25 protein-coding genes and 1 other annotated feature are annotated in these 23,808 nt (G+C 54.8%); of the genes, 11 read left to right on the plus strand and 14 right to left on the minus strand.

Going from position 1 to position 23,808, the window contains the following annotated elements; all coding sequences use genetic code 11:
- Window positions 1-124 precede the first annotated feature (124 nt).
- From clpB to rluD, 3 genes are all read right to left on the minus strand, one after another.
- The gene (gene clpB / locus ACQUTD_RS00005; protein WP_473276544.1) at window positions 125-2,698 is read right to left on the minus strand and encodes an ATP-dependent chaperone ClpB; all 2,574 of its coding nucleotides are present in this window, start codon (window positions 2,696-2,698) and stop codon (window positions 125-127) included.
- 133 nt (window positions 2,699-2,831) lie between these two features.
- The gene (gene yfiH / locus ACQUTD_RS00010) at window positions 2,832-3,563 is read right to left on the minus strand and encodes a purine nucleoside phosphorylase YfiH (RefSeq protein ID WP_473276547.1); all 732 of its coding nucleotides are present in this window, start codon (window positions 3,561-3,563) and stop codon (window positions 2,832-2,834) included.
- Window positions 3,560-4,540, minus strand: a complete 981-nt coding sequence (gene rluD, locus ACQUTD_RS00015; RefSeq protein WP_072571519.1) for a 23S rRNA pseudouridine(1911/1915/1917) synthase RluD — start codon at window positions 4,538-4,540, stop codon at window positions 3,560-3,562. Before rluD ends, yfiH begins: the two co-directional genes overlap by 4 nt.
- A gap of 133 nt (window positions 4,541-4,673) precedes the next feature.
- Here rluD and bamD point away from each other — a divergent pair, with 133 nt between their 5' ends.
- The 4 genes from bamD to pheA all read left to right on the plus strand — a co-directional run bounded on the left by bamD (window position 4,674) and on the right by pheA (window position 7,442).
- A complete protein-coding gene (gene bamD, locus ACQUTD_RS00020; protein WP_072571520.1) occupies window positions 4,674-5,411 on the plus strand; it encodes an outer membrane protein assembly factor BamD in 738 nt (245 codons plus the stop codon).
- 273 nt (window positions 5,412-5,684) lie between these two features.
- On the plus strand, window positions 5,685-6,026 hold the full coding sequence (gene raiA / locus ACQUTD_RS00025; RefSeq protein ID WP_072571521.1) for a ribosome-associated translation inhibitor RaiA: 342 nt from the start codon (window positions 5,685-5,687) through the stop codon (window positions 6,024-6,026).
- Window positions 6,027-6,130: 104 nt separating this feature from the next.
- Window positions 6,131-6,256, plus strand: a sequence feature (Phe leader region).
- A complete protein-coding gene (pheL, locus tag ACQUTD_RS00030) occupies window positions 6,132-6,179 on the plus strand; it encodes a pheA operon leader peptide PheL (RefSeq protein WP_100250063.1) in 48 nt (15 codons plus the stop codon). (Overlaps the previous feature by 48 nt.)
- A gap of 25 nt (window positions 6,257-6,281) precedes the next feature.
- Complete coding sequence (gene pheA, locus ACQUTD_RS00035; RefSeq protein WP_473276552.1) at window positions 6,282-7,442, plus strand: bifunctional chorismate mutase/prephenate dehydratase; 1,161 nt, start codon at window positions 6,282-6,284, stop codon at window positions 7,440-7,442.
- Here the strand turns inward: pheA and ACQUTD_RS00040 are convergent.
- The 3 genes from ACQUTD_RS00040 to aroF form a co-directional block, all read right to left on the minus strand.
- A complete protein-coding gene (locus ACQUTD_RS00040; protein ID WP_473276554.1) occupies window positions 7,439-8,311 on the minus strand; it encodes an SMP-30/gluconolactonase/LRE family protein in 873 nt (290 codons plus the stop codon). The two genes, pheA and ACQUTD_RS00040, sit on opposite strands and share 4 nt — an antisense overlap.
- Window positions 8,312-8,379: 68 nt before the next feature.
- Window positions 8,380-9,501: a bifunctional chorismate mutase/prephenate dehydrogenase gene (tyrA, locus tag ACQUTD_RS00045; protein ID WP_473276556.1), complete on the minus strand. Its 1,122-nt coding sequence runs from the start codon at window positions 9,499-9,501 to the stop codon at window positions 8,380-8,382.
- A 9-nt stretch (window positions 9,502-9,510) separates the two neighbouring features.
- Window positions 9,511-10,581 carry a 3-deoxy-7-phosphoheptulonate synthase AroF gene (aroF, locus tag ACQUTD_RS00050; RefSeq protein ID WP_072571525.1) on the minus strand — a complete coding sequence of 357 codons (1,071 nt, stop codon included), beginning with the start codon at window positions 10,579-10,581 and terminating at the stop codon, window positions 9,511-9,513.
- A gap of 217 nt (window positions 10,582-10,798) precedes the next feature.
- Here aroF and ACQUTD_RS00055 point away from each other — a divergent pair, with 217 nt between their 5' ends.
- On the plus strand, window positions 10,799-11,173 hold the full coding sequence (locus ACQUTD_RS00055) for a DUF2799 domain-containing protein (RefSeq protein ID WP_473276562.1): 375 nt from the start codon (window positions 10,799-10,801) through the stop codon (window positions 11,171-11,173).
- An 18-nt stretch (window positions 11,174-11,191) separates the two neighbouring features.
- Here the strand turns inward: ACQUTD_RS00055 and ACQUTD_RS00060 are convergent, their stop codons facing one another.
- The 7 genes from ACQUTD_RS00060 to ffh all read right to left on the minus strand — a co-directional run bounded on the left by ACQUTD_RS00060 (window position 11,192) and on the right by ffh (window position 16,790).
- Window positions 11,192-12,553: a PepSY domain-containing protein gene (locus tag ACQUTD_RS00060; RefSeq protein ID WP_473276564.1), complete on the minus strand. Its 1,362-nt coding sequence runs from the start codon at window positions 12,551-12,553 to the stop codon at window positions 11,192-11,194.
- A 58-nt stretch (window positions 12,554-12,611) separates the two neighbouring features.
- Entirely contained in the window at window positions 12,612-13,013 is a 402-nt protein-coding gene (locus ACQUTD_RS00065) for a DUF2946 family protein (RefSeq protein WP_473276568.1), read from the minus strand.
- Between the two features lie 145 nt (window positions 13,014-13,158).
- Window positions 13,159-13,506 carry a 50S ribosomal protein L19 gene (rplS, locus tag ACQUTD_RS00070; protein WP_002914145.1) on the minus strand — a complete coding sequence of 116 codons (348 nt, stop codon included), beginning with the start codon at window positions 13,504-13,506 and terminating at the stop codon, window positions 13,159-13,161.
- A 40-nt stretch (window positions 13,507-13,546) separates the two neighbouring features.
- Entirely contained in the window at window positions 13,547-14,314 is a 768-nt protein-coding gene (trmD, locus tag ACQUTD_RS00075) for a tRNA (guanosine(37)-N1)-methyltransferase TrmD (RefSeq protein ID WP_072571529.1), read from the minus strand.
- A 45-nt stretch (window positions 14,315-14,359) separates the two neighbouring features.
- Window positions 14,360-14,908 carry a ribosome maturation factor RimM gene (gene rimM, locus ACQUTD_RS00080; protein ID WP_072571530.1) on the minus strand — a complete coding sequence of 183 codons (549 nt, stop codon included), beginning with the start codon at window positions 14,906-14,908 and terminating at the stop codon, window positions 14,360-14,362.
- Window positions 14,909-14,926: 18 nt separating this feature from the next.
- Window positions 14,927-15,175 (minus strand): 30S ribosomal protein S16, encoded by a 249-nt coding sequence (gene rpsP, locus ACQUTD_RS00085; RefSeq protein ID WP_072571531.1) that lies wholly within the window; start codon window positions 15,173-15,175, stop codon window positions 14,927-14,929.
- A 253-nt stretch (window positions 15,176-15,428) separates the two neighbouring features.
- A complete protein-coding gene (gene ffh, locus ACQUTD_RS00090; RefSeq protein ID WP_072571532.1) occupies window positions 15,429-16,790 on the minus strand; it encodes a signal recognition particle protein in 1,362 nt (453 codons plus the stop codon).
- A gap of 165 nt (window positions 16,791-16,955) precedes the next feature.
- Here ffh and ACQUTD_RS00095 point away from each other — a divergent pair, with 165 nt between their 5' ends.
- Together ACQUTD_RS00095 and ACQUTD_RS00100 are read left to right on the plus strand one after the other, a co-directional pair.
- A complete protein-coding gene (locus ACQUTD_RS00095; protein WP_318376778.1) occupies window positions 16,956-17,747 on the plus strand; it encodes a cytochrome C assembly family protein in 792 nt (263 codons plus the stop codon).
- A 19-nt stretch (window positions 17,748-17,766) separates the two neighbouring features.
- Entirely contained in the window at window positions 17,767-19,053 is a 1,287-nt protein-coding gene (locus tag ACQUTD_RS00100) for a CNNM domain-containing protein (protein ID WP_473276763.1), read from the plus strand.
- A gap of 47 nt (window positions 19,054-19,100) precedes the next feature.
- Here ACQUTD_RS00100 and grpE read toward each other — a convergent pair whose 3' ends face one another.
- Window positions 19,101-19,694 carry a nucleotide exchange factor GrpE gene (grpE, locus tag ACQUTD_RS00105; RefSeq protein WP_158684906.1) on the minus strand — a complete coding sequence of 198 codons (594 nt, stop codon included), beginning with the start codon at window positions 19,692-19,694 and terminating at the stop codon, window positions 19,101-19,103.
- A 121-nt stretch (window positions 19,695-19,815) separates the two neighbouring features.
- Here grpE and nadK point away from each other — a divergent pair, with 121 nt between their 5' ends.
- From nadK to ACQUTD_RS00125, 4 genes are all read left to right on the plus strand, one after another.
- A complete protein-coding gene (gene nadK, locus ACQUTD_RS00110) occupies window positions 19,816-20,694 on the plus strand; it encodes an NAD(+) kinase (protein WP_072571539.1) in 879 nt (292 codons plus the stop codon).
- Between the two features lie 85 nt (window positions 20,695-20,779).
- Window positions 20,780-22,441, plus strand: a complete 1,662-nt coding sequence (gene recN, locus ACQUTD_RS00115) for a DNA repair protein RecN (RefSeq protein WP_321987895.1) — start codon at window positions 20,780-20,782, stop codon at window positions 22,439-22,441.
- Window positions 22,442-22,894: 453 nt separating this feature from the next.
- Window positions 22,895-23,236, plus strand: a complete 342-nt coding sequence (gene bamE / locus ACQUTD_RS00120; RefSeq protein WP_473276585.1) for an outer membrane protein assembly factor BamE — start codon at window positions 22,895-22,897, stop codon at window positions 23,234-23,236.
- 50 nt (window positions 23,237-23,286) lie between these two features.
- The gene (locus ACQUTD_RS00125; RefSeq protein WP_473276589.1) at window positions 23,287-23,805 is read left to right on the plus strand and encodes a ClbS/DfsB family four-helix bundle protein; all 519 of its coding nucleotides are present in this window, start codon (window positions 23,287-23,289) and stop codon (window positions 23,803-23,805) included.
- The last annotated feature ends 3 nt before the right edge of the window (window positions 23,806-23,808 follow it).

Genomic DNA, 23,808 nt, shown 5'->3' on the forward strand with positions numbered 1-23,808 from the left:
GTCTAAAATTAAAAAAACTTATCGATCGCACAATATTCATACAAAACGAGCCGGTGAAGCGTATTTTCGCCTGGTTTTTAAACAAAAACGAGCCCCGCAGGGCTCGTTTTCTTCGTTTTGTGAATTACTGCACGGCAACTATTTGCTCATCTTTAACCACCAGCTGGATGGTTTTGCCAGGAATAAGCTCCCCGGACAAGATTTGCTGTGCCAGCGGGTTCTCAATCTGCTGCTGGATGGCACGTTTTAATGGCCGCGCCCCATAAACCGGATCAAACCCATTGGCGCTGAGCAATTTCAGTGCCTCATCGGAGATATGCACATCATAGCCCCGATCTTCCAGACGCTGATACAGACGTTGCAGCTGGATCTTCGCAATAGAAGCAATATGGTTTTCACCGAGCGGATGGAAGACCACCACTTCATCAATACGGTTTAGAAATTCCGGACGGAAGTTCTGGCTGACCACGCCCAGCACCACATCCTTCATATGACTGTAGTCCAGCTCGCCGAAACGCTCCTGAATCAGATCGGATCCCAGGTTCGAGGTCATAATGACTACCGTGTTACGGAAGTCGACTGTCCGCCCCTGTCCGTCTGTCAGGCGTCCGTCGTCAAGTACCTGCAATAAGATGTTGAACACATCCGGATGCGCCTTCTCGATTTCATCCAGCAGGATCACAGAGTAAGGACGACGACGAACCGCTTCGGTTAAGTAACCGCCTTCTTCATAACCGACATATCCCGGAGGCGCGCCCACCAGACGTGATACCGAATGTTTCTCCATAAACTCGGACATATCGATACGCACCATGGCGTCATCACTGTCGAACATAAAGTTAGCCAGCGTTTTACAGAGTTCGGTTTTACCCACCCCGGTCGGCCCGAGGAACAGGAACGAACCAATCGGGCGATTCGGATCTGATAATCCGGCGCGGCTACGACGAATAGCGTTAGATACGGCTTCAACCGCTTCGTTCTGGCCGATTACGCGCCCGTGCAACTCCTGCTCCATACGCAGTAATTTGTCACGCTCACCTTCCAGCATTCTGGCTACCGGGATGCCGGTCCAGCGCGCCAGCACTTCTGCGATTTCCGCATCCGTGACTTTATTACGCAGCAGACGCATGGTTTTGCCTTCTGACTGTGTGGCGGCTTCAAGCTGTTTTTCAAGCTCAGGTATTTTACCGTACTGAAGTTCAGACATCCGCGCCAGATCGCCGACACGACGCGCCTGTTCAATGGCGATTTTCGTCTGCTCCAGCTCCGATTTAATGGTCTGCGTGCCAGAAAGCGAGGCTTTCTCCGCTTTCCACTCTTCTTCCAGTTCAGAATACTGACGCTCTTTGTCGGACAGCTCATCATTGAGAATTTCCAGACGTTTTTTACTCGCCTCGTCAGATTCTTTCAGCAGCGCCTGCTGTTCCAGCTTCAGCTGGATAATACGCCGGTCGAGACGATCCAGCTCTTCGGGTTTGGAGTCGATCTGCATACGGATGCTGGACGCCGCTTCATCGATCAGGTCGATGGCTTTATCCGGCAACTGGCGATCGGCGATATAGCGGTGTGACAGGGTCGCCGCGGCGACAATCGCCGGGTCCGTGATCTGCACATGGTGGTGCAGCTCATAGCGCTCTTTCAAACCACGCAGGATCGCAATGGTGTCTTCGACAGAAGGCTCAGCGACAAACACTTTCTGGAAACGACGCTCCAGCGCGGCATCTTTTTCAATGTACTGACGATATTCATCAAGCGTGGTCGCCCCGACGCAGTGCAGTTCACCGCGTGCGAGCGCCGGTTTCAGCATGTTCCCGGCATCCATCGCACCGTCGGCTTTACCTGCGCCCACCATGGTGTGCAGTTCGTCAATAAACAGGATCACATTACCTTCCTGTTTAGAGAGATCGTTAAGCACCCCCTTCAGGCGTTCTTCAAACTCTCCGCGATATTTCGCGCCCGCCACCAGCGACCCCATATCCAGCGCCAGTACGCGGCGACCTTTCAGCCCTTCCGGCACTTCACCATTGACGATACGCTGCGCCAGCCCTTCGACAATGGCGGTTTTACCGACGCCAGGCTCACCGATCAGCACCGGGTTGTTTTTGGTACGACGTTGTAACACCTGGATAGTGCGGCGGATCTCTTCATCACGACCGATCACCGGATCGAGCTTGCCCTGCTCCGCCCGTTCGGTCAGGTCGACAGTAAATTTTTTCAGGGCCTGACGCTGGTCTTCTGCCCCCTGGTCATTCACGCTTTCGCCTCCACGCATTTGTTCGATTGCCTGCGTCACATTAGCGGTATTCGCACCGGCGGCTTTCAGTAAGTCTGCCAGCGTACCGCGCGACTCCAGCGCCGCCAGAACAAAGAGTTCTGAGGAAATAAAATTGTCGCCGCGCTTTTGCGCCAGTTTGTCGCACAGGTTCAGTACGCGAACCAGATCCTGCGACGGCTGCACATCGCCGCCGGTGCCTTCCACCTGCGGTAAACGGCTTAACGCCTGCTCAATAGCGGTGCGCAGTTGGCCCGCATTGACGCCAGCAGAGGTTAATAAAGGACGTACCGATCCCCCTTCCTGATTCAGCAAGGCGCTCATAAGATGAAGAGGTTCGATAAATTGATTGTCTTGCCCCAGCGCCAGAGACTGGGCATCGGCAAGAGCAAGCTGGAACTTATTGGTAAGACGATCCAGACGCATAACTCCTCCCATAGAAAACAGGTCAAATTTGCTACTGGAGATTAAATGAGGTCATCCCTCAATTATTCAAGGTTAATGACCTGAATAATATGGAAAGAAAATGACGCGCACTGGATCGTCTTGATTCTTTAGGTTATCTCAGCCAAATGAAACTTGCCATACGCCCGGTGGTCTTGTCGCGGCGATATGAGTAAAATTCGTTCGTTTCTGTGAAGGTGCACCGGTCACCGCCGAAGATCTGGCTAACGCCTGCGCGCGCCAGACGCTGACGCGCCAGCAGGTAGATATCGGCAAGATACTTTTCATCGCGGGCGACAAATGCGGCGTCCGCATTCGGATCTACTGCCATGAAAGCCTCACGGACTTCCGGCCCCACTTCAAACGCCTGCGGACCAATCGCCGGGCCAAGCCAGGCCATAATATTGTCCGGGCTATCGTCAAAGCAGGCCAGGGTGTTCTCAAGCACACCGGCGCATAAACCACGCCAGCCAGCATGAGCTGCCGCGACTTCCGTTCCTGCACGGTTACAGAACAGTACCGGCAGGCAATCCGCTGTCATCACGGCGCACACGGTTCCGGGCGTATTGCTGTATGACGCATCGGCACGTTTTGAGGCATAAGGCCCGCCGTCCAGACGCAGCACCTGATCACCGTGTACCTGTTCCAGCCAGACCGGTTTCGATGGCAAACCGCCCGCGGCGAACATCCGCTGACGATTTTCCTCGACGTGCTCCGGGTTATCACCGCAATGCGCGCCCAGGTTCAGTGAGTGCCAGGGCGCGAGGCTCACGCCGCCGATGCGGGTCGAACTACAGGCCTCCACGCTCTCAGGCTGCGGCCATTGCGGGATAATCACGTGTGTCATAGCCAGTCTACGCTGTCCTTATGGATCTGGAAGTCAGCGCGCATGGCCTCGATCAGATCGACCATGTCCTGTGGGATAGGCGCATGCCATTCCATTTCGATGCCAGTGATCGGGTGATAAAGACGCAGCATGGTCGCGTGCAGCGCCTGACGGTCAAACTGACGCAGCGCGGCAATAAATTCATCCGACGCGCCTTTCGGCGGACGCGGACGACCACCGTACAGCTGATCGCCCACCAGCGGATGGGTAATGTGCGACATATGCACACGGATCTGGTGTGTACGTCCGGTTTCCAGACGCAGACGCAGACGCGTGTGCACACGGAAGTGTTCCATAATGCGATAATGCGTAACCGCCGGTTTGCCCATCGGATGCACGGACATATGCGTACGTTTGGTCGGGTGGCGGCTGATAGGCTCTTCCACTGTACCGCCTGCCGTCATATGGCCAATCGCGACCGCTTCATATTCACGGGTGATCTCGCGCAGCTGCAGCGACTCCACCAGGCGCGTTTGCGCAGGCACGGTCTTGGCGACCACCATCAGGCCGGTGGTGTCTTTATCCAGACGGTGCACGATACCGGCACGGGGAACATCAGCAATCGGCGGATAGTAATGCAGCAGCGCATTCAGTACGGTGCCATCCGGGTTACCAGCACCCGGGTGAACCACCAGATCGCGCGGCTTATTGATCACCAGAATGTCATCATCTTCATAGACGATGGTCAGCGGAATATCCTGCGGTTCAAAACGCGCTTCTTCTTCGATTTCAGCATTGATGGTGACGCGTTCGCCCCCCAATACTTTTTCTTTTGGTGTGCTGCACACCTTGCCGTTAATCTCGACGCGCTGGTCAAGGATCCACTCTTTTATTCGCGATCGTGAATAATCAGGGAACATTTCGGCCAATGCCTGATCTAAGCGTTGACCGAGTTGATTTTCGGACACCGTTGCGGTGAGTTGTACTAGTTGTGCCATAGACAGCTTCTTCGTTAACCTTGGGTTTTTACGGCTTTGCCGTTTAATATAGTGTGCTATTGTAGCTGGTCTTAATCGGGAGCAGGAACAGAGAATCCTCCCGCATAAACATTTTGAGGAAAGTCAAAACGTCATGACGCGCATGAAATATCTGGTGGCAGCCGCCACGCTGAGCCTGGCTTTGGTGGGTTGCTCCGGTTCAAAGGAAGAGGTGCCTGATAATCCGCCTAATGAAATCTACGCGACTGCTCAGCAAAAGTTGCAGGACGGTAACTGGAAACAGGCAATAACGCAACTGGAAGCGCTGGATAACCGCTATCCGTTCGGCCCGTATTCCCAGCAAGTACAGCTGGATTTGATCTATGCGTACTATAAAAACGCCGATCTGCCGCTGGCTCAGGCCGCGATTGACCGTTTCATGCGTCTGAACCCGACTCATCCGAACATTGACTACGTCATGTACATGCGCGGCCTGACCGATATGGCGCTGGATGACAGCGCACTGCAGGGCTTCTTCGGCGTTGACCGTAGCGACCGCGATCCGCAGCACGCGCGCGATGCCTTTAATGACTTCTCAAAACTGGTGCGTGGCTACCCGAACAGCCAGTATGTCACGGATGCCACCAAACGTCTGGTGTTCCTGAAAGATCGCCTCGCGAAGTATGAATACTCCGTCGCGCAATACTATACCGATCGCGGCGCATGGGTGGCGGTGGTAAACCGTGTTGAAGGCATGCTGCGTGATTATCCGGATACCCAGGCGACGCGTGACGCGTTACCGCTGATGGAAAATGCATACCGTAAACTGCAGCTGAATGCGCAGGCGGACAAAGTGGCGAAAATCATCGCCGCCAACAGCAGCAATACCTGATTTTCCTCCCCAATGTAAAACGGCAGCTCCTGTGAGCTGCCGTTTTTTTATGCGTTTTACCTGCCGCCGGAGCGGGTTTCCGTGCAGGCCATCCGGTCAACTATGCCCCCTATTATGAGTATCAACAAGGTAAAAATTCCGGGTTCACGTTTTAAATCACAAAAAGCTGTCGTTGACAAAAAGTGACGAAATAATGTGATTCAAATCACACATTTTGACACTATGCAGGTTATGCTTGTTAATACCAAGACGGAAAGACAAGAGGTAACATCTATGACAATGAACATTACCAGCAAGCAAATGGAAATTACTCCGGCAATTCGCCAGCATGTCACAGACCGTCTCGCCAAACTGGATAAATGGCAAACACACCTGATTAACCCACATATCATTCTCTCTAAAGAGCCGCAGGGCTTTACCGCGGATGCCACCATCAATACACCTAACGGGCATCTGGTCGCCAGTGCGAAGCATGAAGATATGTATACCGCGATTAACGACTTGATCAACAAGCTGGAACGGCAGCTCAATAAAGTGCAACACAAAGGTGAAGCGCGTCGCGCCACCACCTCGGTGAAAGACGCCAACTTCGCTGAAGTTGAAGAAGAAGAGTAATCCTTTACATTGAGTGTATCGCCAACGCGCCTTCGGGCGCGTTTTTTATTGACAGGGTGAAAACAGTACGGTTACTTTACTCAGACACTTGTTCAGGATCGCACCATGAAACTTGTTCCGTTTTTCTTCGCATTCTTTTTTACCTTCCCCTGACCGGGAGGCGTTTCGTCGTGTGATAAAGAATGCGAAGACGAACAATAAGGCCTCCCACACCGGGGGGCCTTTTTTATTGATAACTATAAAAAAGGCAACACTATGACACCGGAAAACCCGTTACTGGATCTGCGCATAAAGATCAGCGCTCTGGATGAGCAATTACTGACGTTACTGGCGGAACGCCGTCTGCTTGCCGTGGAAGTGGGTAAAGCGAAGCTGGCGTCCCATCGTCCGGTTCGCGATATCGATCGCGAGCGCGATTTGCTGGAGCGCCTGATTACGCTTGGCAAAGCGCAGCATCTGGATGCGCATTACATTACCCGCCTGTTCCAGCTGATCATTGAAGATTCAGTGCTGACCCAGCAGGCCCTGCTTCAGCAGCATCTCAATCAAACTAATCCGCACTCGGCGCGCATCGCGTTTCTTGGCCCCAAAGGCTCGTATTCACACCTTGCGGCACGTCAGTATGCGGCCCGCCACTTTGAACAGTTCATCGAAAGCGGCTGCGCAAAGTTTCACGACATCTTTAACCAGGTGGAAACGGGCCAGGCGGATTACGCGGTGGTGCCCATTGAAAACACCAGCTCGGGGGCGATCAACGATGTCTACGATCTGTTGCAGCACACCAGCTTATCCATAGTGGCGGAAATGACGGTGCCTATCGACCACTGCGTGCTGGTTTCCGGCCCCACCAGCCTGGATCAGATCCAGACGGTCTACAGCCATCCGCAACCCTTCCAGCAGTGCAGCCAGTTTTTGAATCGCTATCCGCACTGGAAAATTGAGTATTGCGAAAGCACCTCGGCAGCCATGGAGCGCGTGGCGCAGGCACAGTCGCCGCATGTAGCGGCGCTGGGCAGTGAAGCGGGTGGCGGGCTGTATGGATTGCAGGTGCTGGAGCGTAACCTCGCGAACCAGACGCAAAACATTACGCGTTTTGTCGTGCTGGCCCGTAAAGCGGTGAAAGTATCCGATCAGGTGCCGGCGAAAACTACCCTGCTCATTGCCACTGGTCAGCAGGCGGGCGCGCTGGTAGAGGCCCTGCTGGTGCTGCGTAATCACAATCTGATCATGACCAAGCTGGAATCCCGCCCGATTCACGGCAACCCGTGGGAAGAGATGTTTTATCTGGATATTCAGGCCAACGTCGAATCCGCCGCCATGCAAAAAGCCCTGCACGAACTGAGCGAGATCACCCGCTCAATGAAAGTGCTGGGCTGTTATCCGGGGGAAAACGTTGTGCCGGTCGATCCGGCTTAATGTTCCACGAAAAGGGACTTTTTCACCCCTGCCACCTGCACCGGCAGGGTGAAAATGGCGCCGGACAGCGGATATTGCGCCGTTTCTTCCGGGGTCATGTTTTCCCTTGTAGTGGTAATAAACAGCGTTTTCATGTCCGCGCCGCCGAAACAGACCATCGTCGGGCAGCGTACCGGCAGGCGATACTCTTCCAGTTGCTCGCCCTGCGGTGAGAAGCGCGCGATGCGCCAGCCATCATAGAGCGCGCTCCAGTAGCCGCCTTCCACGTCCACCGCCGCGCCATCCGGCATTCCCTCTCCGTCCGCAAAGCGACGCAGAACCTTACGCTGCCCGGGCTCGCCGTCGGCATCAAGCGGCGTGCAGTAAATCACCTTCTCAGGCGTATCCGAGGTGAGCATCCACTTGCCGTCAGGACTGAAGGCCAGCCCGTTAGCACCCTTGATGTCACACTGGATCACTTTCGGCGTCAGATCGTTATCGATACGCATCAGCTGCGCGCCGTTGTAATCCCCCGGCGCCCAGAAGGTTCCGGCATAGAAACGCCCGCGCGGATCGGTGCCGCCGTCATTGAAACGCGCCAGTTGCGGGTTGGACGGATTATCGCAGACTTTATTGGTCAACAGCCCGCGCTTATCGGCAAGCCATATCGCAGTGCGCATGGCGACAATAAAACCGCCCTTCTCGCGTAGCGCAAAACAGCCCACTTCCTCCTGAAAGCGCAGCACAGAATGCTCGCCCGAGGCGAGATGGTAACGATGAATTTCGCCTTCAATAATATCGGCCCAGTAAAGCGCCTGCTCCGCCTCACTCCAGGTCGGGCATTCCGGCAGATGGCCGGTATAATCAAACAGCGGTTGCGGTTCAGCCATAACAAATCCCTTCTTATAAAAAAAGCCAGCGGATCACCCACTGGCTTCAAGTATATGCAGCTTTTCAGTTATTGACGGCTGTCGTTCGCCTGGCGGAGCAATACGCGGCTTTCGCTCTGGAAACGCTCAGCGTAATCGCCGAACCAGTGCTCCACCTTACGGAAGCTGTCGATGAAGGCCTGTTTGTTACCCTGCTCCAGCAGGCCAATCGCCTCGCCAAAGCGCTGGTAGTAGCGCTTAATCAGCGCCAGATTATTTTCCGACGACATAATAATGTCAGCATACAGCTGTGGATCCTGGGCGAACAGCCTGCCGACCATCGCCAGTTCCAGCCGGTAAATCGGCGACGAGAGCGCCAGCAACTGTTCAAGCTGAACGTTTTCTTCCGCCAGATGCAGGCCATAGGCAAAGGTGGCGAAGTGGCGCAGCGCCTGAATAAACGCCATGTGCTGATCGTGCTCCACCGCGCTGATGCGGTGCAGCCGCGCGCCCCAGACCTGGATCTGCTCCAGGAACCACTGATACGCTTCCGGCTGACGGCCATCACAGTACACCACCACCTGCTTGGCGAGGCTGCCGCTGTCCGGGCCGAACATCGGGTGCAGACCCAGCACCGGGCCGTTATGCGCTGTCAGCATCGCCTGCAATGGCCCGCTTTTAACCGACGCCAGATCAACCAGAATGCAGTCATCCGGCAACGGCGGCAGTTTAGCAATAATGGATTCCGTCACGTGAATAGGCACGCTGACAATCACCATGCCCGCGTCCGCCACAATAGATGCGGCGCACGGCCAGTCTTCTTTTTCCAGAATGCGCACTTCATAGCCGGAAAGCTGGAGCATTTTCTCCAACAACCGCCCCATCTGCCCGCCACCGCCGACGATCACCACCGGGCGCAGCGTCGGATGCAGCGTCTTAAAGCCTTTGTCGTTTTCGCTGGAATAGGATTCGCGCATGACCCGGCGCAATACATCTTCAATCAGATCCGGCGGCACGCCCAGCGCCTGCGCTTCTTTTCTGCGCGATGCCAGCATCGAGGCTTCGCGCTCCGGCACGTAAATCGGCAAACCGTATTTGCTTTTTACTTCGCCTACTTCGGCGACCAGCGCCAGGCGGCGTGCCAGCAGATCCAGCAGCGCCTTATCCACTTCATCAATTTGATCGCGCAATGCGGTCAATTCTGCAACCATGACAACCTCTTAAGCGTGACGCGTCGCCAGATGCGCGCGCAGGTCCTTATCGATCTCACGCAGCAGCGCATCGGTCGTTTCCCAGCTGATGCAGGCATCGGTAACGGAAACGCCGTATTTCATTTCGCTGCGTGGCTGCTCAGATGACTGATTGCCTTCGTGAATGTTGCTTTCAATCATCAGACCAATAATCGAACGGTTGCCGTCTTTAATTTGTGCGACAACAGACTCTGCAACCGCGGGCTGGCGACGGTAATCTTTGTTGGAATTACCATGGCTGCAATCTACCATCAGCGACGGCTTCAGTCCCGCCTGCGTCATCTCTTTTTCACACTGCGCCACGTCTGCCGGGCTATAGTTTGGCGCTTTGCCGCCGCGAAGGATCACATGCCCGTCCGGGTTGCCCTGCGTTTGTAACAGGCAAACCTGTCCCGCCTGATTAATACCCACAAAACGGTGCGGCATGGCCGCGGCGCGCATGGCGTTGATCGCCGTCGCCAGGCTGCCATCGGTGCCATTTTTAAAGCCCACCGGCATGGATAGACCAGAGGCCATTTCACGGTGCGTTTGTGATTCGGTGGTCCGCGCGCCAATGGCTGACCAGCTGAACAGATCGCCCAGATATTGCGGGCTGTTAGGATCCAGCGCTTCAGTCGCCAGCGGCAGGCCCATGCCGACCAGCTCCACCAGCAGACGACGCGCAATCTTCAGGCCCGCTTCCACATCAAAAGAGCCATCCATATGCGGATCGTTAATCAGCCCCTTCCAGCCAACGGTGGTACGGGGTTTTTCAAAATAGACGCGCATCACCAGATAGAGGCTATCGCTGACCTCTGCGGCAAGGGCTTTAAACCGACGCGCGTATTCAATCGCCGCTTCCGGATCGTGAATGGAGCACGGACCGCAAACCACCAGCAGACGCGGATCGCGCCCGGCAATAATGTCAGACAGCGTCTGGCGGGATTGCTCGATTTGCGCCTGTTGTTCCGCCGTCAGCGGAAATTCCGCTTTCAGCTGATCGGGCGTGATTAATACGTGTTCGTCGGTAATATGTACGTTATTCAGCGCGTCTTTTTGCATGATGGCGATCCTGTATAGCTCGTTTGCGATAGTGTCTCGTTGTGAGAGTGGTTTAACGATACCACATTCGGTAAACATTTCAATCCAAAATACGTACACTTTAATTTACAGTATGCATAAAATAGCCATTTATATGCTTTCATAGTGTAAAGAAAATGATACATCAGAGCGTACCTTTTAATTCAGGCTACGCTTAAATAAAAAACAGGAGGACGTGATGAAGACAGGTATTGTTTTGCTATTGCCCTTTTTATTGATCGGCTGTTCCGTAGAACCTTACAGCCATGCCCCGACCTGGACCGGTACGGACTGGTACAGCGCCGGTAAAGACGATGCCCTGTCCGGCGCGGTCATAAAGAATAATGAGACGCTGGCGCTCGAGCACAACAGCAAAGAAATTAACCGTCCCCGGTACGCAGAGGGTTACGCGGATGGCCTGAAAAAGATCTGTCAGGATGATTTTCTGTATGCCTGGGGCCGCGCCGGGAAAATTTACCCGGCGGGCTGTGACACGCTTGAAAATGCCAGCACTTATCGTGCGCACTGGCAAAAAGGCATGGAAGAAGGAGCACGCGACAGCCGGCTTAATTAAGCTATCCGCGCGCGGTGTTTACTCAGCGACGGGTCGGCGGGCGCAGGCTTTGCGCCAGCGCAGCACGTCCACCGCCAGAAACAGCAGCAGGCTGACGCCCAGCACCGGTAATGCCAGCGCCAGCAGCAGCGCCACCACGCTGACCACAATACGTCCTGCCACGGGCAGCGCCAGCCAGCTTTGCATCAATGTCTGTACCGGGCTGACGTTCGCCCCGGCAGGCCTGCGCAGCCACCAGAGCCGGTAACCCATCACAATCATCACGCACAGCCCAAGGCCAAAGGCGATCAGCACCAGTTGATTGGGCAGCCCGAACAGCACGCCCATATGGAAATCCACGCCCCAACGGGTCAGTTTCGCCATCAGCGGGAAATCCTCAAACCGGGTGCTGTCGATCACCTGCATAGTATTTGCATCCACCGCCACGGCATCCACCTGGGTCGGCCAGCCACGGTCGATTTCGGTGACCGTCCAGGCGCTGTTGGCATCCCGCGGCGGACGGATCTCAAGCTTCGCCGCATTGATGCCGGCCGCACGCGCGACCTGCAATACTTCATCAAACTGTACCGAGTCCTCAACGCTGGCAGGCATCTCCATGCCATGATGATGACCATGATGTTCCGCATGGGGATCGGCTGCCTGCGCCGGGCCGTGCAACTGGGTGTTCACCTGCGGCGTCATCCAGCCGAAGGCAGCGCGCATTTTGTCAACGTTCCCGCCCGCCCACTGGGACCATGTCAGCCCGGTGGCGGAAAACAGCAGCATACCCGCCAGCAGGATCCAGCCGAGGGTGACGTGTACCCGCCGGGTGTTCTGGAAGCTATTGTTCAGGCGGCGCTTCGGGCGCGTATAAAACCACAGCACTATGCCGCCAAGCGCTGCGGCCCACATCCAGGACGCCGCCAGTTCGCTGTACAGCCGCCCGGTATCGCCAAGCAGCAGCGAGCGATGCGCGTAGTCAATGATTTGCCGGAACGGCAGGATGCCGCTGGTGCCATAGACCGTGTGATCCCCTTTCACCGCCAGCGTTACCGGATCGATAAAAATCGCCCGGTGCTCCGACACTCCGAGCGCCGGATCGGCAAACATTACGCGGGTAGTTTCCGCATCCGCGAGTCCCGGACGCACGGCATGCAGACGCAGATGGCCGCCGGTAACCTGTTCCGCCACCGCGATCTGTTCCGCCAGCGGCTGACGTTCGCCGGTAGTGGTACCGTAAAGCGTATCGGCATAAAACAGATTTTCCAGCTGTGGGGTGGCAACGTACAGCGTCCCGGTCAGGGCCGCCACAAAGATGAACGGCCCGACAAACAGACCAATATAAAAATGCAGGCGCCGCAGCAGGTTTAACCAGGCCGCGCGCGGGGTGCAGGTAGTCATACTTTTCCTTACTGAAAGCAAAGGTTCGCCTTGTGCGCAGGCACAGGCTTAATGGGTTTTAACAGGAAAAAGCAGACTGGCGCGGCGGCGCGCGGGTTTGAGGGTAAAGCCAGGGAATAAAACGCCATGCCCGTTCGGGCGGGGGAAGCGGTGCGATATAAATACGGGTAAGCGTAGCGGAGAGAAAAAGCACCGCCAGCAGGATCAGGCCCGGCACATGCGCCAGCAGTACGCAGTAGCCGCAGGCTTCGGCATGATCGACCGGAATAACGTCCGGCGCGCTGTCGTGGTGTTCAGCCATCATGCTCATGTCATGATGCATGCCCGGCATGGCTGCCATGGGATCTTTTTGCAGGCTGACAGAGATAAGCGGCGCGACCAGGATCAGCAAAATAGCAAACAGGGCGAGCCATGCTGCTTTACGCTTGATGCTGGTATGATGAAATGCGCTCTGTGTCACGGCTCCTCCGCATGCAGGGGGTCATTGTAAACGATTTATTGGTTTTTGGTTAATCTGGCGGGCAGGTTTTGGGCATGCGGGGAATAAAAAAAGGGCCGACCCGGAGGTCAGCCCTTTTCTGATGGGATGTCGCGAAAGCGATATCTTAGTTAAGACGCTCTTTGATACGAGCAGACTTACCAGTGCGCTCACGCAGGTAGTACAGTTTAGCTTTACGTACAGCACCACGACGTTTAACAGCAATGCTGTCAACTACCGGAGAGTGAGTCTGGAAGACACGCTCAACGCCTTCGCCGTTGGAAATTTTACGAACAGTGAATGCAGAGTGCAGACCGCGGTTACGAATAGCGATAACCACGCCCTCGAATGCCTGCAGACGTTTTTTGGAACCTTCAACAACCCATACTTTCACTTCCACGGTGTCACCCGGACGGAAGGAAGGTACGTCCTGCTTCATCTGCTCTTGTTCAAGTTGCTTAATAATGTTGCTCATAATTTAATCTCTTATCCTGGGTAAACTGATATTTGGGGGCTTACGCCTGCCCATCATGTTTATGCTGCTGTTGTGCGTGCTCTTTTTTGAACTCCGCCAGCAACTTTGCTTGCTCTTCAGTCAGAGCCAGGTTTTCCAGAAGTTCAGGTCTTCTAAGCCAGGTACGGCCCAACGACTGTTTCAGACGCCAGCGACGTATCTCGGCATGGTTCCCCGACAGCAATACTGCCGGTACTTCCATCCCTTCCAACACTTCAGGACGGGTATAGTGCGGACAGTCCAGCAATCCATCGGCAAAGGAATCTTCAGTTGCCGAGGCTTCATGTCCCAGTACCCCCGGAATAAACCGGGAAACCGAGTCAATCAGCGTCATTGCGGGTAACTCTCCACCGCTGAGAACGTAATCGCCGACAGACCATTCTTCGTCAATCTCGGTTTTGATTACGCGCTCATCTATCCCTTCGTAGCGGCCACACACCAGAATCAGCTTCTGATGCGTTGCCAGCTCGCTGACGCCCGCTTGATCAAGCTTGCGTCCCTGAGGTGACAGATAAATCACCTTTGCGCCTTCACCCGCCGCGGCTTTCGCTGCGTGGATGGCGTCCCGCAAGGGTTGTACCATCATCAACATCCCCGGTCCGCCGCCGTAAGGACGTTCGTCCACGGTACGGTGCCGGTCATGAGCGAAATCACGCGGACTCCAGCTCTGGATGCTCAGCAGGCCATTTTTTACAGCCCGGCCAGTTACCCCGTAATCAGTAATCGCACGGAACATCTCAGGAAACAGGCTAACGATACCAATAAACACGCGCCAATCCCCTTAGCACCGACTTTTACTATTTATCCGGAGGTTTTAAAAACCAGGATCCCAATCTACTTCAATGGTGCGAGTAGTGAGATCGACATTCTTGATAACCTGCCCATCGAGGAACGGAACCAACCGCTCCTTGATACCAAATGCATCTTTCAGGTTTGCCTTGATGACGAGAACGTCATTGGAGCCGGTTTCCATCATATCAATGACTTTACCCAGCCCGTACCCTTCGGTGGTCACTACCTGGCAGCCAATAAGGTCTTTCCAGTAGTAGTCGCCATCGGTGAGGGCCGGCAACTGCGAGGTATCTACCATAATTTCGCAATTAGTCAGTAGATTCGCGCTGTCACGATCGTCAACGCCTTTCAGCTTGATGATCAGATCCTGATTGTGGTGCTTCCAGCTTTCCAGCTGTACCTGCTCCCACTGACCCGCCTTCTGGATAAACCAGGGCTGATAGTCAAAAATGCTTTCGGCGTCTTCGGTGGAGGAAAACACTCTGAGCCAACCACGAATACCGTAGGAAGAACCCATTTTGCCCAGTACAACCGGTTCAACAGGGACTTTTGCGGCGAGTTGCTTGCTCATCATGACCACCGTGACAGATTAAGCTGCTTTTTTTGCTTCTTTGATCAGCGCAGATACGCGATCAGAGATAGTTGCGCCCTGGCCAACCCAGTGAGCGATGCGATCCAGATCCAGGCGGGTGCCTTCTTCTTTTTCGCTGGCGATCGGGTTGAAGAAACCAACGCGCTCAATGAAGCGACCGTTACGTGCGTTACGGCTGTCAGTAACAACAACCTGGTAGAACGGACGCTTTTTAGCGCCGTGACGTGCTAAACGAATAGTTACCATAACATCCTCTTGTGTGAATAAAACACCGGGCCCCCTCGGAGGGACGGAGCCCGGTGTTATATTAAAAGCCCGAAAATTTTACTGATTTCTGGGGGAAATGCAATCAAGATATAGCAAAGGGGAGATTTAAGGCCGTCGGCGGTGCAGGCAGTTTGACGTCGGCGTGCGCGGAGTCGCCGGAGCGTACACGTAGTACGTGACGGTGACGAGCACACCCCGGCGTCAAAATGGCAAACAAGCCAGGCCGGGATATTTATCGACCCGGGAATCCTGGGGGCATCATCCCTTTCATGCCTCTCATCATTTTCGCCATCCCGCCCTTCTTCATCTTCTTCATCATGCGCTGCATGTCGTCGAACTGCTTCAGCAGGCGGTTAACGTCCTGCACCTGCATGCCGCAACCGGCGGCGATGCGGCGCTTGCGGGAACCTTTAATGATTTCCGGCTTCGCGCGCTCTTTCAGCGTCATTGAGTTAATGATCGCCTCCATACGCACCAGCACTTTATCGTCCATCTGCGATTTAACGTTGTCCGGGATCTGCCCCATGCCCGGCAGCTTGCCCATCAGGCTTGCCATACCGCCCATGTTTTTCATCTGGCGCAGCTGCTCCAGGAAGTCGGTCAGATCGAAGCCGTCGCCTTTTTTCAGTTTGGTCGCCAGCTTTTCAGCCTGCGCGCGGTCAACTTTGCTTTCGATATCTTCGATCAGCGACAGCACGTCGCCCATGCCGAGAATACGGGACGCGATACGATCCGGATGGAACGGCTCCAGCGCTTCGGTTTTCTCGCCGACGCCGAGGAACTTGATCGGCTTACCGGTAATATGACGAATGGAGAGCGCCGCACCGCCGCGGGCATCGCCGTCCACTTTGGTCAGCACCACGCCGGTCAGCGGCAGCGCTTCGTTGAAGGCTTTGGCGGTATTCGCCGCATCCTGACCGGTCATGGCATCGACCACAAACAGCGTTTCCACCGGCTTGATCGCGGCGTGAACCTGTTTGATTTCGTCCATCATCGCTTCGTCAACGTGCAGACGACCGGCGGTATCCACCAGCAGCACGTCGTAGAACTTCAGCTTCGCTTCTTTCAGCGCCGCATTAACGATTTCCAGCGGTTTCTGGGCAACGTCGGACGGGAAGAAATCGACGCCTACCTGCTGCGCCAGGGTTTCCAGCTGTTTGATCGCCGCCGGGCGATACACGTCCGCCGACACTACCAGCACTTTCTTTTTATGCTTCTCGCGCAGGAATTTACCCAGCTTACCGACGCTGGTGGTTTTACCCGCGCCCTGTAAACCCGCCATCAGCACCACGGCTGGCGGCTGCGCGGCCAGGTTAAGCACCTGGTTTTCTTCACCCATCGCCGCGACCAGTTCGCCGCGTACGATTTTGATGAACTCCTGGCCCGGGGTCAGGCTTTTATTCACATCCTGGCCAACCGATTTTTCTTTAACCCGGTTGATGAAATCGCGCACAACCGGCAGGGCAACGTCCGCCTCGAGCAGCGCCATGCGCACTTCGCGGAGCGTTTCTTTGATGTTTTCTTCGGTGAGGCGTCCACGGCCACTGATGTTGCGCAACGTGCGCGACAAACGATCGGTTAAATTATCAAACATTGTCTCTCGCCTGAGTCAGAAACGTTGGCCGCATGAAGCGACACATACATACGATTTTGCCGCAGTATAACATGAAGCCGCCTTTGTTGTGATGCAACGGTTGGAGCCAACGTCACCTGACGCTATACTGCTTTTCTTTCTCTACTAGCCACTATCGACACTTATATGCCCGTTTTTGCACTGATTGCGCTCATTGCCTACTCCATCAGCCTGGCGCTGATTATTCCCGGTTTGCTGCAAAAAAACAGTGGATGGCGGCGCATGGCTATCGTCTCGGCCGTTATCGCACTGGTCAGTCATGCCGTTGCCCTTGAAGCGCGCATTTTTCCGCCAGGCGAAGGCGGCCAGAATTTAAGCCTGCTGAACGTCGGCTCGCTGGTCAGCCTGATGATTTGTACGGTAATGACTATCGTCGCCTCAAAGAATCGCGGCTGGCTGCTGCTGCCGATTGTCTACGCCTTTGCGCTGATCAATCTGGCGTTTGCCATTTTCGTGCCTAACGAATACATCACCCATCTGGAAACCACCCCCGGCATGATGGTGCATATCGGCCTGTCGCTGTTCTCCTACGCGACGCTGATCATTGCCGCCATGTACGCGCTGCAACTGGCGTGGATAGATTATCAGTTGAAGAACAAACGCCTCGCCTTCAGCAGTGAAATGCCGCCGCTGATGAGTATTGAGCGTAAAATGTTTCATATCACGCAGATTGGCGTCGTGCTGCTGACCCTGACCCTGTGCACCGGGCTGTTCTATATGCACAACCTGTTCAGCATGGAAAATATTGATAAAGCCGTGCTGTCGATTATCGCCTGGTTCCTCTATATCGTGCTGCTGTGGGGCCATTATCATGAAGGCTGGCGCGGACGTCCGGTCGTCTGGTTTAACGTGGCGGGCGCAGGTCTGCTGACGCTGGCCTACTTCGGCAGCCGCGTGTTACAGCAGCTGGCAGGCTAACGAAACAAAGGATTTTCCCCTGGAACATATATCAACCACCACCCTCATCATCACGCTGATCATCATGGTGATCGTCTCGGCGTACTTCTCCGGCTCTGAAACCGGCATGATGACGCTGAACCGTTACCGGCTACGCCATCTGGCGAAGCACGGCAACCGAGCGGCCAAGCGCGTCGAAAAGCTGCTGCGCAAGCCGGACCGTTTAATCAGCCTGGTGCTGATCGGCAATAACCTCGTCAACATTCTTGCTTCGGCCATCGCCACTATCGTTGGTATGCGCCTGTACGGTAACGCTGGCGTTGCCATCGCCACCGGGGTGTTGACCTTTGTGGTGCTGGTGTTTGCGGAAGTGCTGCCGAAGACGATTGCCGCGCTCTATCCGGAAAAGGTCGCCTTCCCGAGTAGCGTCCTGCTCGGCCCGCTGCAAATCATCATGATGCCGCTGGTATGGCTGCTAAATATGGTGACGCGCCTGCTGATGCGTATGGTCGGCATCAAGGCGGATGTGGTGGTCAGCGGCGCGCTCAGTAAAGACGAACTGCGTACCATCGTGAATGAATCGCGTTCGCAAATTTCCCGGCGCAATCAGGATATGCTGCTGTCGGTGCTGGATCTGGAAAAGGTCAGCGTTAACGACATCATGGTGCCGCGTAACGACATTGTAGGGATCGATATTAACGATGACTGGAAGTCGATTGTCCGTCAGCTGACGCACTCGCCCCATGGCCGTATTGTGCTGTGGCGGGATTCGCCGGATAACGCCATCAGCATGCTGCGCGTACGCGAAGCTTATCGTCTGATGACCGAGAAAAACGAGTTCACCAAAGAGGTGATGCTGCGTGCAGCGGATGAAATTTACTATATCCCTGAAGGGACGCCGCTCAGCATTCAGCTGGTGAAATTCCAGCGTAATAAAAAGAAAGTCGGTCTGGTGGTCAATGAGTATGGCGATATTCAGGGTCTGCTGACCGTGGAAGACATTCTGGAAGAGATCGTCGGCGACTTCACCACTTCCATGTCACCGACGCTGGCAGAAGAAGTGACGCCGCAGAACGACGGCTCGGTGATCATCGACGGCACCGCCAACGTGCGTGAAATCAACAAAGCGTTTAACTGGCACTTACCGGAAGAAGAAGCGCGCACCGTCAACGGCATGCTGCTGGAAGCGCTGGAAGAGATCCCGGCCACCGGCACGCGGGTGCGGATCGGGCAGTATGATATTGATATTCTGGATGTGCAGGAAAATATGATTAAGCAGGTGCAGGTGATCCCGGTGAAACCGCTGCGGGACAGCGTCGGGGAATAAACTGGCCGGGTAAGGCGTTAACCGCCCCCCGGCACTAAAACCCCCGCTTAAGCTTTCGCTTTAGCGACGGTAACCATCGCCGCGCGCAGCGTACGACCGTTCAGCGTATAGCCTTTTTGCATCACGCCCAGCACGTTACCGGCAGCCACCTCATCGGATTCCACCATGGCAATGGCCTGATGCACGTTGGGATCCAGCGGCACGTTAGTATCGGCCACGACGCCCACACCGAATTTACCCACCACATCCAGCATCGATTTCATGGTCAGCTCAATACCTTCGACCATCGGCGCCAGATCCGGGTTGGATTTATCGGCTACCTCGAGGGCGCGATCCAGGCTGTCGACCACCGGCAGCAGTTCGTTGATAAACTTCTCCAGCGCAAATTTATGCGCCTTCTCAACGTCCAGCTCAGTACGGCGGCGCAGGTTTTCCATTTCCGCTTTGATACGCAGCACACTCTCGCGCTCGCGATTTTGCGCTTCGGCTAATTGCGCTTCGAGGTTCGCAATCTGTTCATCGCGCGGATCCACCTGCTCAACAGAAGCGTCTGACTCTGTCGCCTCGACCTCTTCGTGCTGTTCCGTGATAATTTCTTCCGGGGCTTGCCCCTCAGGCGTTTTCTGTTCTTTACTGCTCATGAATTTCTCCGCGTTTTTTTGCATTCATCTCGCTAACTTCGCTTATTATGGGGATATGTTTCCGGGATTCAAGGGAAGCAGCGAGATTGTCATCATCATCCGGCACAAGGATCTCCAGAATATGAATAATCATTTCAAGTGTATTGGTATTGTGGGACATCCCCGCCACCCTACCGCCCTGACCACACATGAAATGCTCTATCGCTGGCTGTGCGGTAATGGCTACGATGTCATTGTCGAGCAACAGATTGCCCAGGAACTTCGTCTCAAAAATGTGAAGACGGGCACACTTGCCGAAATTGGTCAGCAGGCGGATCTGGCGGTGGTGGTAGGCGGCGACGGCAATATGCTGGGAGCGGCGCGCACGCTGGCCCGCTATGACATCAGCGTCATCGGCATCAACCGTGGCAACCTGGGTTTCTTAACCGATCTCGATCCGGACAATGCTCAGCAGCAGCTGGCTGACGTATTAGAAGGCCATTACATCGCGGAAAAACGTTTTTTGCTGGAAGCGCAGGTCTGTCAGCAGGACTGCCAGAAGCGCATCAGCACCGCCATTAACGAAGTGGTGCTGCACCCTGGCAAAGTGGCGCACATGATTGAATTTGAAGTCTACATCGACGAAGTGTTTGCCTTTTCACAACGCTCGGACGGCCTGATCATTTCCACGCCCACCGGCTCGACCGCCTACTCGCTCTCGGCGGGCGGCCCTATTCTGACGCCGCAGCTGGACGCCATTACGCTGGTGCCGATGTTCCCGCACACACTCTCGGCAAGGCCGCTGGTGATCAACAGCAGCAGCACCATTCGCCTGCGCTTCTCGCACCGCCGCAGCGATCTGGAAATTAGCTGCGACAGCCAGATCGCTCTGCCGATTCAGGAGGGTGAGGACGTGCTGATCCGCCGCTGTGACTATCACCTGAATCTGATCCATCCGAAAGATTATAACTATTTCAATACATTAAGTTCCAAGCTCGGGTGGTCAAAAAAATTGTTTTAATTTCAGCGCCAGGGCTTTACTGGATATAAAACCAGTTTATACTGTACGAAAACACAGTTATGGTTTTTCATACAGGAAAGCAGCTATGTTGGCACAACTGACCATCAGCAACTTTGCAATCGTACGTGAGCTTGAAATTGATTTTCACAGCGGGATGACCGCCATCACCGGGGAAACCGGTGCCGGTAAGTCTATTGCTATTGATGCGCTCGGTCTGTGCCTCGGCGGTCGCGCCGACGCCGACATGGTGCGCACCGACGCCTCGCGCGCCGATCTCTGCGCCCGCTTCTCCCTTAAAGACACTCCTGCCGCGCTGCGCTGGCTCGAAGCTAATCAGCTTGAAGACGGACGTGAGTGTTTACTTCGTCGCGTGATCAGCAGCGATGGCCGTTCCCGTGGCTTTATTAACGGTACGGCTGTCCCCCTCTCGCAGCTGCGCGAGCTGGGACAACTGCTCATCCAGATCCATGGCCAGCACGCCCATCAGCAGTTAATCAAACCTGAACATCAGAAATCCCTGCTCGACGGCTATGCCGGTGAGTCGGTGCTGATGCAGCAGATGGCGGAGCATTATCGTCAGTGGAATCTGAGCTGCCGCGAACTGGCGCAGCATCAGCAGCTCAGCCAGGAGCGCAGCGCGCGCGCTGAACTGCTGCACTATCAGCTGAAAGAGCTGAATGAATTTAACCCGCAGACGGGCGAATTCGAGCAGATCGACGAAGAGTACAAACGTCTGGCTAACAGCGGCCAGCTGCTCAGCACCAGTCAGAGTGCGCTCAATCTGCTGGCGGACGATGACGACGCCAACCTGCAAAGCCAGCTGTATACCGCGCGTCAGCTGGTGACAGAGCTGGCGGGTATGGACACGAAACTTTCCGGCGTGCTCGATATGCTGGAAGAGGCTGCCATCCAGATCAGCGAAGCCAGCGAAGAGCTGCGCCATTACTGCGATCGCCTCGATCTCGATCCAAACCGTCTGTTCGAGCTGGAACAGCGTATCGCGAAGTATATTTCGCTGGCGCGTAAGCATCACATCAGCCCGGAAGAACTGGCGCAGTTCCATCAGAATCTGCTCGACGAACAGCAACTGCTGGACGATCAGGCCGACTCGCAGGAAACCTTATCGCTGGCGGTGCAAAAACATCATCAGCAGGCGCTGGCTACCGCGCAGCAACTGCATGCCGAGCGCGTGAAGTATGCGCAGGAGCTGGGTGGGTTAATCACTGAAAGTATGCACTCACTTTCGATGCCGCACGGCGTGTTTAACATTGACGTCAGTTTCGATGATCGCCATTTAACCCAGGAAGGCGCGGATCGCATCGAATTCCGCGTGACCACTAACCCGGGTCAGCCGTTGCAGCCGATTTCAAAAGTGGCCTCCGGTGGTGAGCTTTCGCGTATCGCGCTGGCCATCCAGGTGATCACCGCCCGTAAAATGGAAACCCCGGCGCTGATTTTCGATGAAGTGGATGTGGGGATCAGCGGCCCGACCGCGGCGGTGGTAGGCAAACTGCTGCGCCAGCTGGGCGAATCCACGCAGGTAATGTGCGTCACCCACCTGCCGCAGGTGGCGGGTTGCGGGCATCACCACTTCTATGTCAGTAAAGAGACGGACGGCGCCATGACCGAAACGCACATGCAGCCGCTGGACAAACGCGCCCGTCTGCAGGAGCTGGCGCGTCTGCTGGGTGGCAGCGAAGTCACCCGTAATACGCTGGCAAACGCCAAAGAGCTGCTGGCGGCCTAAACTTTTTCAGCAATTCAGAGTCATAGTGAAACATTAAATCGCCGTAAGACCGGATACTGCTACACATACACCTTCAGGTAGCCAACGATGAGGCAGCCTGAAGGATGAAGTGTATACACAAAAGCATTCAGGTTGCATCAAGGCGGCAAGCGAACGAATCCCCGGGAGCATAGTTCACTATGTGACTGGGGTGAGTGAACGCAGCCAACGACGAGGCAGCCTGAAGGATGAAGTGTAATTACACAAAAGCATTCAGGTTGCATCAAGGCGGCAAGCGAACGAATCCCCGGGAGCATAGTTCACTATGTGACTGGGGTGAGTGAACGCAGCCAACGACGAGGCAGCCTGAAAGATGAAGTGTATAAAGGTTTTAATGTGACTAAAGGTCTATTATCATCGGCATATTACCAATGAGCCGCGTACTGCTCTGGCCCGAAAAGGAATGAAATCACTATGCGCTGTAAAACGCTGACTGCTGCCGCAGCGGTTCTTCTGATGTTGACCGCAGGTTGTTCCACTCTGGAGCGAGTGGTGTACCGTCCTGATATTAATCAGGGCAACTACCTGGCACCTAACGACGTATCAAAAATCCGTATCGGTATGACGCAACAACAGGTTGCTTACGCGCTCGGCACGCCGATGGTGACCGATCCGTTCGGTACTAACACCTGGTTCTACGTCTTCCGTCAGCAACCCGGCCATGAAGATGTGACGCAGCAGACCCTGACGCTGACCTTTAACAGCAACGGCGTACTGACCAATATAGACAACAAACCTGCGCTGACAAACGAGTAGCTTCAAAATCTGAAATGACGCCTGATGGCGTCATTTTTTTAGGAGACGTCATGCCTGTACCGGAAAGTAAAATCGCTTTGCTTAAAGAAATGGAAAAAACTTCGCAAGCCCTGCGTAAAAAACTTGAACGCATTCCGGCAGAAATAGCCTTTGAAAATAGGCTGGCAGGTCATGTCTCTGGCACACAAATCAGTGCTGCTCAGTTGGTGAGCTATTTAATTGGCTGGGGTGAACAGGTAATCTTTTGGCATCGTCAGGAAGCATCAGGCGAAGAAATCGACTTTCCGGCGAAAGGCTTCAAATGGAATGAACTTGGAAAGCTCGCACAGAAATATTACGCCGATTATGCCCATATCCGTTCATGGGCAGAATTGCTTTTTCTGTTGGATAACAACCAACGGCAACTTTTGGCCCTGGTTGAAAGCTGGAGCGACGAAGAGCTTTATCACAATCCCTGGTATGGAAAATGGACTCGCGGGCGCATGATTCAGTTTAACAGCGCGTCGCCATACAAAAATGCCAGCGCCCGCCTTAATCCACTATTGAAAACACTCACAGCCCGCATCTGAAAA

This window comes from Enterobacter sp. K510 (assembly GCF_055804875.1).